The sequence below is a fragment of the Pseudomonas sp. JV245A genome (assembly GCF_032424515.1).
Lineage (GTDB): Bacteria > Pseudomonadota > Gammaproteobacteria > Pseudomonadales > Pseudomonadaceae > Aquipseudomonas > Aquipseudomonas protegens.
Window position 1 is genome coordinate 1 of sequence record NZ_VYKE01000175.1, and the last position, 9,586, is coordinate 9,586.

A 9,586-nucleotide genomic window follows, 5' to 3' on the forward strand; every position below is an offset into this window, starting at 1 on the left:
CGGGCGCTGCAGAGCGAGGCCGATGTGCAGAAGATCATCGACGAACTGCTCTATGAGCTGGGTAGCAACTCCCTGGGCCAGCTCGATCTGGCGCCCTGAACCCGGCCTTGCACCGGGGCCGGTCGATGGCGACAGCCCACGGCCTGAACTATAAGCAAAGGGTCGACGGTCGGGTTCCCGGCCGTCATCTCCAGCCTTTTGCAGGTGCCCGGGCATGCCTTCAACCCTGTTGCTGCGCCGTATTTTTCTGATCACCTCGCTTTTCTGGATGGGCCCATGAACGCCCGGGCCCAGGGCTTGCCCCGGCGCCTGGAAAACATCGTGCTGGTGGCGGATCTGGCGGGCACTGCAGTGTTTGCCGTGGAGGGTGCGATCAGCGCCATGCGCGCCCAACTGGACCTGCTGGGGGTGATGGTGATCGCCTTTATCGTCGCCCTTGGCGGAGGGGTGACCCGTGACCTGCTGATTGGCGCCACGCCGCCCAAGGCCGTGGCCGACTGGCGGTACCCGGCGCTGGCGCTGCTGATGGGCGGGCTGGCCTTCGTGGCACGGGACTGGGTGCTGGGGTGGTCCGGGCCGCTGCTGATTCTGCTGGACGCCGCGGGGCTGGGGCTGTTTGCCGTGGCGGGCACGCAGAAGGCGCAGAACTTCGGCATCTCGCCCTTTGTCTCGATGCTCATGGGCACGGTGACCGGGGTGGGGGGCGGGGTGATTCGCGACATTGTCCTGGCCCGCATTCCCCTGGTGCTGCAGGTCGACCTGTATGCCAGCTCGGCCTTTGTCGGCGCGGCCAGCCTGGTCATCGCCCGGCGCCTGGGCGTGCCGCCTTTATGGTCGGCCTGGCTGGCGGGCACCGTCTGTTTCGCCCTGCGCATGCTCTCGGTGCGCTACGGCTGGCAACTGCCCAAGGCCTTGTAGCCGCTGATGCAGGCTGTGAACGGCTTGGGCGGCATTGCGACGCAGAAGACACCGGGAGCGTGAGAGCGCGGAAGGTTTGGCGCAAGATCGTCAAGCAAGGCCCTGCGTACCGAACGCGGCCCGGCCTTTTCGCAGCTTCGCAGGCTCAGCAGCGGCTACAGGATCACAGGGTCGCAGGGTCACAGACACCGGAACATAGGGGTGTGGAGGCCGGGATCAATTGTCGGCAATCAGGCTCGGCCGGCAGTCCAGGCTCAGGCGCGCGCCGCCGCGTTCGCTGCTGCCCACTTCAAGCTTGAAACCGTGCAGGCTGACAATCGCCGCGACGATCGACAGGCCAAGGCCAAACCCGCCCTGGGCATTGTTTTCATCCACCCGATAAAAGCGCCGGAACACCGCCGTCCGTTCCGCTGCGGGTATTCCGGGGCCTGAGTCGAGTACTTCCAGGCGCGGGCTGCCGTCGTCGTCGATCCCCCGCAGGATCACTTCGCCCCCCGGTGGGGTGAACTTGATGGAGTTGCTCAGCAGGTTGGCCAGGGCCTCGAACAACAGGGCGCGGTCCCCGGTGAGGCTGGGCAGGCTCGCTGGTACATCCAGCACCAGGGTCAACTGGCCCTCCTCGGCCAGGGGCAGGTAGAAGTCATAGAGCTCGTGCAGCAGGGGCAGGGGGTCGAGCACCAGGAAGCCCGAGCGCCGCTGCTGGTCCTCCAGTTCGGAAATCCGCAGCAACCCACGAAAGCGCGCCATCAGGGTGTCGGCCTCGGCCAGCAGCTGGTCCATCTGCAGGGCCTGGGGCGAGCCTTCCTCGGCCTGTTGCTGCAGGCGATAGAGCTGGGCCCGCAGGCGGGTCAGCGGGGTGCGCAGGTCGTGGGCGATGTTGTCGCACACGCCCTTGACCTCATGCATCAGCCGTTCGATGCGTTCGAGCATGGCGTTGACGATGGCCGCCAGCATGTCCAGCTCGTCACGCCGGTCCGACAGCGGCAGGCGCCGGGTCAGGTCGCCGGCGACTATGGCTTCGGCGCTGGCCTGGATCTGGCGGATGCGCCGCAAGGGCCGGCGGCGTAGCAGGTGCCAGCCGGCGGCGCCGGGAATGATGGTCAGGGAAATGCCCCAGAGCAGGGCGTGGAGAATGATCCGGGTCACCGCGAACAGCGAGCCGTTGTCGCGCACCAGCACCAGCCAGCGGCCATCCCGGGTGTGGGTGGCCACGGCGTCGCAGCTGTCGCGGGGCAGGCTCGGGTCGTCGGAGTCGATGCAGTTCTTCAGTTCGTGGATCTTGCCGTCCAGGGGCAGGTCGTCGGGTATCTGCCGGATCGGCCCGCTCAGGGGCCGGCGCTGCTCATCGAACAGGCCGTAGGCGTCGATGGCGCGCATGTCGAAAGTCATGCTGGTGGTTAGGGCTTCCACCAGCTGGTCGCCCTCGAAGCGCGCGAACAGGTGCTGGCGCTGCATCAGCGAGTGCTTGGCCAGGCTGTCCAGGTAGGTGGAGACCTCGTAGTACAGCACCCCCATGAGGATGCAGCTCCAGGCCACGAACAGCGTGCTGTAGAGCGCCAGCAGGCGGCTGCTGGAGGAACGCCAGCCTTTAGAGGGGTTCAGCAATGACATAACCCGAGCCTCGCACGGTGCGGATCAACGGGGTCATGCCGGGCGGGTCGATCTTCTTGCGCAGGCGGCCGATGTGCACGTCGATCAGGTTGGTACCGGGGTCGAAGTGATAGCCCCAGACCTCCTCGAAGATCATCATCCGCGAGAGGATCTGCCCGGTGTTGCGCATGAGGAATTCCAGCAGCTTGTATTCGGTGGGCAGCAGGCTCAGCAACTGGTCGGCGCGGGTTGCCTCGCGGCTGATCAGGTTCAGTTCCAGGTCCGCCACCCGCAGGCTGGTGTCGAAATCCTTGACCGTGTTCTTGCGCCGCAGCAGCACTTCGACCCGGGCCGCCATCTCGTCGGAGGCGAAGGGCTTGGTCAGGTAGTCGTCGCCACCGGCCCGCAGGCCGCGCACCCGTTCATCGACGTCGGAGAGGGCGCTGATCATCAGGATCGGTGTCGACACACCGATGGTGCGCAGGGTGGTGACGATGGCCAGGCCGTCCAGTTCCGGCAGCATGCGGTCCAGGGTGATCAGGTCGTAGTCGCCGCTCACGGCGCGCACCAGGCCCTCACGGCCATTGTCCACCCAATCCACGTCGAGGCCGTGGCTGCTCAGTTCGGCGACGATTTCCCGGGCGGTCACGGCGTCGTCTTCGATGGTCAGAATGCGGGTCATAGGCGTTACCTGTTTGGCGGTTCGTGACACAGGCGGGCATTTTGCCAAGAAACGGCGGCCGCAATTCTAAAAAAACTTTCATCTGCGCCTCCAGGCCTCCGTCCAGACCTTGAACAAGCCCCTGCCAGAGGCCGCGCTGCCTGATATTATCGCGCCACTTTTATGGCCAGGAGGCACATCCATGACGGGCCTGCCCCGGGTTGGCTGGAAGCCATTGTCCTTTCTCTGCCTGATGGTGCTGTGCAGCAGCGTGGTGCTGGCGGCCAACCAGCCCTGTTCCGGGCGCAAGGGCGGCATCGCCCGTTGCGACGGCGAGCTGTTCCTGTGCAACGACGGCTCCATCAGCGCGTCGAAAAAGAACTGCGCCCTGATGTCCGGCCAACGCTCCACTACCCCGCGGGCCGAGCCCCTGCTGCGCGACGCCCAGGGATGCAGCTGTGGCAGCGGCAGTTTCTGCACCGGGCCCCGGGGCGGGGTGTACTGCCTGACCCCCAGTGGCAACAAGAGCTACAAGCGGCATTGAAAACCCGATTGACCTTCTGTGTATCAAGGTGTTGTGCAATGAACTACGCATCACGTTTCAAAGGACTGCTGTGGCTGCTGCTGGCCAGCCTGCTGTTGAGCCTCGCCGTGGATCTGGCGCTGCGCCTGCCCGGTTACCTGGAGGCCTATGCTGCCGACCCTCGCTATGCGCGCTGGATGCTGGCGTATCGCGGCCTGGACGTTCTGGTCATCGCCCTGATGGCGGTGGCCGTGCCGGCAATCATGCGGCTGCTGGATTTTCGTCGTTCGGCCTGGCTGGCATTGCCGCTCTTTACCTTGTGGGGGCAGGGTATCGGGCAATTGACCCTGGTGGGCAACCTGCTGCTGGCCCTGTGGGTCCTGGTACTGGTGGTGCACCTGTGCTGGACCCGCGGCCGGGAGCTCTACCGGAGCCGGCAGGCCTGAGCACCGGGCGGGCCGTGCAGAACGCCCGCCCGAAAACTCCCGGGCCGGTAAATTGCACGATCCGGGATTGTCTGCTTATCGCAAGTCATTGAAATAAAAGCGCTTATAAAGTTCGTGCAACTGGCACGGTGGCTGCACTTGTCCCTTCGAGACGTGTAACACCATTTTTCATGCCTGGAGCTGAACAACAATGAACAGACCCTCTGAACACCTGCTGGCCACCGCAGATGCCTCGAGTCATCACTCGGGCGTGTCCTGGGCGGCGATCTTTGCTGGCGCCGCGGCGGCCGCCGCTCTTTCGCTGATCCTCCTGTTGCTGGGCTTCGGCCTGGGCTTTTCCGCGGTTTCGCCCTGGGCCGGCAGCGGCATCAGCGCCAAGGGCCTGGGCATTTCCAGCATTGTCTGGCTGGCCGTGACGCAGATCATCGCTGCCGGCCTGGGCGGTTACATCGCCGGGCGCCTGCGGGTGAAGTGGGCCAACCTGCATGGCGATGAAGTGTATTTCCGCGACACCGCCCATGGCTTCCTGGCCTGGGCCGTGGCCACCCTGGTCACCGCGACTTTGGTGGTGGGGTCGGTCAGCAGCGTCATCAGCGGCGGCGTGCATGCCGGCGCCCAGGTGGCTTCCGGCGCCGCCGGTGCCATGACCCAGGTGGCCGGCCATGCTGCCGCCCAGGGTTCCCAGGATGACTACGGCTACTTCGTCGACAGCCTGTTCCGCGACGATCGCCCGGCGGCGGTCAGCGATGACGCGGCCCGTGGCACGGTATCGCGGATCTTCGTGCGCACCCTGAGCAACGACGGCCAGTTGGCCCCTGAGGACCGCAGCTACCTGGCGCAATTGGTGGCCCAGCGTACCAACCTCAGCCAGGCCGATGCCGAGCGTCGGGTCGATGAAGTCTTCGCCAAGACCCGCCAGGCCGTGGAAGAAGCCAAGCAGGCCGCCAAGGAAGCTGCCGACACCGCAGCCAAGGTGGCTGCCTGGTCGTCGCTGTGGATGTTTATCGCGCTGCTGTGCGGGGCCTTCTTCGCCAGCCTCGCGGCGACCTTTGGCGGTCGTCGTCGGGACGCCGTGGTCTGGCTTGAAAGCGATGTCCAGCCGCGCACCGTAGCCCCCACCCCCGTTCACTGATCCAGGAGATTTCCCATGCGCTCATTACTCTTGTGGTTCCTCGGTGTGCCGATCCCGGTGATTATCCTGATCGCCCTGTTCATGCACTGATTCAAGCTATAAAGCCCGGCCCGAACGGGCCCGGGCCTTCCCGAACGCCGCTGCCGGCCATTGCCGCCAGCGGCGTTTTTGTGCGCGGTATCGCAGTTTTGCAAGGGCTGGCCACCGCCCCGTGCGAGGCAGCCGTTTGCTTGGCCCAGATCAATATCCGTGTCCGACAAACCGACTAGATTGGCCCGCGCTCGGTTCTGACAAACAGCTTGGGACCGGGACGTTGCCCGGTCCCGACCGCAGCAGCATGGACGGCGGGACGCCGGCAACCCCATTCATTTTTCACGGATGAACCCACAATGCGTCAGATAGACCGCAACTTCGATATTCAGCCGCTGCAGCATGCGGACATGACCATCAGCCTCAATGGCCAGCCAGTCACTGCCGCCCTGGGTGAAACCGTCCTCAGCGTGATCCAGGCCACCGGCCTGCGCCAGGTGGCGCGTAACGATCACGGGCAACTGGTCGGCGCCTACTGCGGCATGGGCGTGTGCCATTGCTGCCTGGTGCAGATCGACGGCCGGCACAAGCGCCGCGCCTGCCAGACCCTGGTCAAGCCGGGGATGCAGGTGCAGACCCTGAGCAACCGCATCACTGAAACGGAGTCCACGTTATGAGCCTGAACCCGGTGATCGTCGGCGGTGGGCCGGCGGGCATGGCGGCCGCCATCGAACTGGCCGAGCACGGCGTGCGCAGCACCCTGATCGAAGAGGCCTCGCGCCTGGGGGGCGTGGTCTACCGCGGGCCGTTGCGCGACGGCGTGCAGCTGGATTACCTGGGGCCGCGCTACTGCGAAATGCTGGCCAAGCTGCACGGCGATTTCGCCGACCACGAACAGATGATCGACGTGCGCCTCAACAGCCGGGTAGTGGGCGCCGAGGGCACCCAGAGCCTGGTGCTGCTCGATGGCGAAGAGCAGGTGCAGCAGGTCAGCTACGAGCAGTTGATACTGGCCGCCGGCTGCCATGAGCGCAGTGTGCCGTTCCCCGGCTGGACCCTGCCCGGGGTCAAGCTGCTGGGTGGCCTGCAATTGCAGATCAAGAGCGGGGTGGTCAAGCCCCAGAGCCCGGTGGTGATCGCCGGTACCGGCCCCTTGCTGCCCCTGGTGGCGTGCCAGCTGCATGCTTCCGGCGTGCGCGTGGCGGGGGTCTACGAGGCTTGTGCCCTGGGCAAGATCGCCAAGCAGAGCCTGGCCATGCTCAACAAGCCGCAACTGTTTCTCGACGGCCTGAGCATGCTCGCCTACCTCAAGCTGCACGGCATTGCCCTGCGCTATGGCTGGGGCGTGGTCGAAGCCCAGGGCCAGGACGCCCTGAGCGTGGTCACCGTGGCGCCGTACTCCAGCGACTGGCAGCCGGACATGGCCAAGGCCCAGCGCATTGCTGCCCAGACCCTGGCGGTGGGCTACGGCTTCATCCCGCGCACCCAGTTGAGCCAGCAGATGGGCCTGGAACACAACTTCAGCGACGACGGCTACCTGCGCGCCAGCGCCAACGCCTGGCAGCAGAGCAGCGAGCCCCACGTGCACCTGGCCGGCGACATGGGCGGCATCCGCGGCGGCGAGGCGGCCATGCTCAGCGGGCGTATCGCCGCGCTGTCGATCCTCATGCAGCGTGGCGTACTGAGCAACGAAGCGGCCCTGCAACGGCGCCAGGGTTACGAGCGCAAGCTGGCCTCGATCCTGCGTTTTCGTGGTGCGGTGGACCGCTATACCGCGCGTGGCGCCGGGCAGGTAGAGCTGCCCAAGGGCGACACCGTGATCTGCCGTTGCGAACACACCACCCGCAACGACATCGAGCGTGCCCTGAGCCAGGGCGTGCAGGACATGGCCAGCCTGAAAATGCGCACCCGGGTGAGCATGGGCGACTGCCAGGGGCGGATGTGCGTGGGCTATTGCAGCGACCGCCTGCGCCAGGCCACCGGGCGCAAGGACGTGGGCTGGATCCGCCCGCGCTTCCCCCTGGACCCGATTCCGTTTTCCGCGTTCCCGCCGTCTGACCAGGAGGTCTCCCAGCATGATTAAGCATTACGACGTGGTCATTGCCGGTGGCGGCGTGATCGGCGCTTCCTGCGCCTACCAGTTGTCCAAGCGCAAGGACCTGAAGGTGGCGCTGATCGACGCCAAGCGCCCGGGCAACGCCAGCCGCGCTTCGGCCGGCGGCCTGTGGGCCATCGGCGAGTCGGTGGGGCTGGGCTGCGGGGTGATCTTCTTTCGCATGATGTCGGCCAACCGCAAGCGCGAGGCCCAGGGTTCGGCGGTGGTGGTGGATTCCAGCACTCCGCACATCCTGCCGCAGTCGTTCTTCGACTTCGCCCTGCAGTCCAACGAGTTGTACCCACGCCTGCACCGCGAGCTGATGGGCCTGCACAACATGGATTTCAAGTTCGAGCAGACCGGGCTCAAGTTCGTCATCTATGACGAGGAAGACCGGCTGTACGCCGAGCACATCGTCGGTTGCATCCCGCACCTGAGCGACCAGGTGCGCTGGCTCGACCAGGCGGCCCTGCGCGCCTCGGAACCCAATGTCAGCCATGAAGCCCAGGGCGCCCTGGAGTTCCTCTGCGACCACCAGGTCAACCCGTTCCGCCTCACCGACGCCTACACCGAAGGCGCACGCCAGAATGGCGTGGATGTGTACTTCAACACCAACGTCACCGGGGTCCTGCACCAGGGCAATCGGGTCAGCGGGGTGAAAACCGACGTTGCCGGATTGTTCCGCTGCACGACCCTGATCAACGCTGCCGGCGCCTGGGCCGCCGAGCTGAGCCTGCAGGCCACCGGCATCGAGATTCCGGTGAAGCCGGTGAAGGGCCAGATCCTTCTCACCGAGCGCATGCCCAAGCTGCTCAACGGCTGCCTCACCACCAGCGACTGCTACATGGCGCAGAAGGACAACGGCGAGATCCTGATCGGCAGTACCACCGAGGACAAGGGCTTCGACGTCACCACCACCTACCCGGAGATCAACGGCCTGGTGCAGGGCGCAGTGCGCTGCGTACCGGAGCTGGCCCATGTCAACCTCAAGCGCTGCTGGGCGGGGTTGCGCCCGGGTTCGCCGGATGAGCTGCCGATCCTCGGGCCGATGGATGGGGTCGAAGGCTACCTCAATGCCTGTGGGCACTTCCGCACCGGCATCCTGACCTCGGCCATCACCGGCGTGTTGCTGGACAAACTGGTGAACGAAGAAGCCCTGCCGCTGGACATCACCCCCTTCCTGGCCCGGCGCTTCGCCACTGCCCCCGTGAAGAAACAGCCCGAACCGGCCTGACCGCTGCTGTAGGAGCTGGCTTGCCAGCGAAGGCGTCTTCGAAGGCGCTGCAAGGCTTGCAGGCCTCTTCGCCGGCAAGCCGGCTCCTACGGGGAGGGTGTGGCTCAGGTGGCGGGGGTGGCGAGGAACACCGGCAATTGTTCGGCGTACTCGGCAAAGCCGCGTACTGCCGGGAATTGCCCGGGGTTGAACTGGTCCGCCACCATCATCTGGCTGAAACTCCAGGCCACCGCCAGGCTGATGCCGGCCTGGCCCAGGGAGCCGTCCCGGGGCAGGGGCTGTTTCTGCAACTCCTGCTCCAGCTCGCCATAGGCGGCTTGCAACTGGCCGCCAACCCGCTCCAGCCAGGGGCCGTGCTGTTTCTCCGCAGGACGCAGGTTGCGCTCGTAAACGATCTGTACCGACTTCTCGCAGGCCGCCAGGGCCAGGCCGACCAGCCGCAGCTCACGCAGGCGCTGGGGCAGGGCGGCGGGCATCAGGCTGCGTTGCGGGCCGGCCAGGGTTTCCAGGTAGTCGATGATCAGGCTCGAATCCATCAGCACTTCACCGCCCTCGCAGACCAGGGTCGGGGCCTTGACCACGGGGTTGATCGCCTTGAACTGCTCGAAGGTGCTGAACACCGAAAGCGAGTGATGCTCGAAGGGCAGGCCCAGGCTCTTGAGGCTGATGGCGACGCGGCGCACGTAGGGTGAATCGAGCATTCCAATAAGCTTCATCACGTATTTCCTTGTCTTGAACGGCACAACGGATGGGAAAGGCGCGGCCAATTTAGCGGTATTGAAGCGGCCTTGCACAGTGCAAACCTGTAGCCGCTGCCGCAGGCTGCGAACGGCTCTGAAGGAGATGCGGGGATCTTGAAGGCGCCAGAGGTTCGGCTGGAGATCGCCACGCAAGGCCCTGCGTACCGAACGCGGCCCGGCCTTTTCGCAGCTTCGCAGGCTCAGCAGCGGCTACAGG

Annotated in this window: 10 protein-coding genes; 7 read left to right on the plus strand and 3 right to left on the minus strand. The window is 65.7% G+C overall.

Features of this window, described 5'->3' with window-relative positions:
- Positions 1-276 precede the first annotated feature (276 nt).
- Positions 277-918: a trimeric intracellular cation channel family protein gene (locus F6S12_RS27485; RefSeq protein ID WP_015635302.1), complete on the plus strand. Its 642-nt coding sequence runs from the start codon at positions 277-279 to the stop codon at positions 916-918.
- A gap of 216 nt (positions 919-1,134) precedes the next feature.
- Here F6S12_RS27485 and F6S12_RS27490 read toward each other — a convergent pair whose 3' ends face one another.
- Complete coding sequence (locus F6S12_RS27490) at positions 1,135-2,529, minus strand: sensor histidine kinase (protein WP_123473232.1); 1,395 nt, start codon at positions 2,527-2,529, stop codon at positions 1,135-1,137.
- A complete protein-coding gene (locus F6S12_RS27495) occupies positions 2,507-3,190 on the minus strand; it encodes a response regulator transcription factor (RefSeq protein WP_011060869.1) in 684 nt (227 codons plus the stop codon). Before F6S12_RS27495 ends, F6S12_RS27490 begins: the two co-directional genes overlap by 23 nt.
- Before the next feature lie 181 nt (positions 3,191-3,371).
- Between F6S12_RS27495 and F6S12_RS27500 the strand changes: the two genes are divergently transcribed.
- The 6 genes from F6S12_RS27500 to hcnC all read left to right on the plus strand — a co-directional run bounded on the left by F6S12_RS27500 (position 3,372) and on the right by hcnC (position 8,629).
- A complete protein-coding gene (locus tag F6S12_RS27500) occupies positions 3,372-3,713 on the plus strand; it encodes a hypothetical protein (RefSeq protein ID WP_194237812.1) in 342 nt (113 codons plus the stop codon).
- Positions 3,714-3,751: 38 nt separating this feature from the next.
- A complete protein-coding gene (locus tag F6S12_RS27505) occupies positions 3,752-4,138 on the plus strand; it encodes a hypothetical protein (protein ID WP_194237813.1) in 387 nt (128 codons plus the stop codon).
- 190 nt (positions 4,139-4,328) lie between these two features.
- On the plus strand, positions 4,329-5,270 hold the full coding sequence (locus F6S12_RS27510) for a membrane protein (RefSeq protein WP_011060872.1): 942 nt from the start codon (positions 4,329-4,331) through the stop codon (positions 5,268-5,270).
- 389 nt (positions 5,271-5,659) lie between these two features.
- Positions 5,660-5,977 (plus strand): cyanide-forming glycine dehydrogenase subunit HcnA, encoded by a 318-nt coding sequence (hcnA, locus tag F6S12_RS27515; protein WP_194237814.1) that lies wholly within the window; start codon positions 5,660-5,662, stop codon positions 5,975-5,977.
- Positions 5,974-7,383, plus strand: a complete 1,410-nt coding sequence (hcnB, locus tag F6S12_RS27520) for a cyanide-forming glycine dehydrogenase subunit HcnB (RefSeq protein ID WP_011060874.1) — start codon at positions 5,974-5,976, stop codon at positions 7,381-7,383. Before hcnA ends, hcnB begins: the two co-directional genes overlap by 4 nt.
- Positions 7,376-8,629 (plus strand): cyanide-forming glycine dehydrogenase subunit HcnC, encoded by a 1,254-nt coding sequence (gene hcnC, locus F6S12_RS27525; RefSeq protein WP_015635308.1) that lies wholly within the window; start codon positions 7,376-7,378, stop codon positions 8,627-8,629. The genes hcnB and hcnC overlap by 8 nt, the downstream gene beginning before the upstream one ends.
- Positions 8,630-8,733: 104 nt before the next feature.
- On the opposite strand, the gene F6S12_RS27530 is transcribed toward hcnC, so the two are convergent.
- Positions 8,734-9,345, minus strand: coding sequence for a glutathione S-transferase (locus F6S12_RS27530; RefSeq protein ID WP_053151029.1), 612 nt, complete (start codon positions 9,343-9,345; stop codon positions 8,734-8,736).
- Positions 9,346-9,586 lie beyond the last annotated feature (241 nt).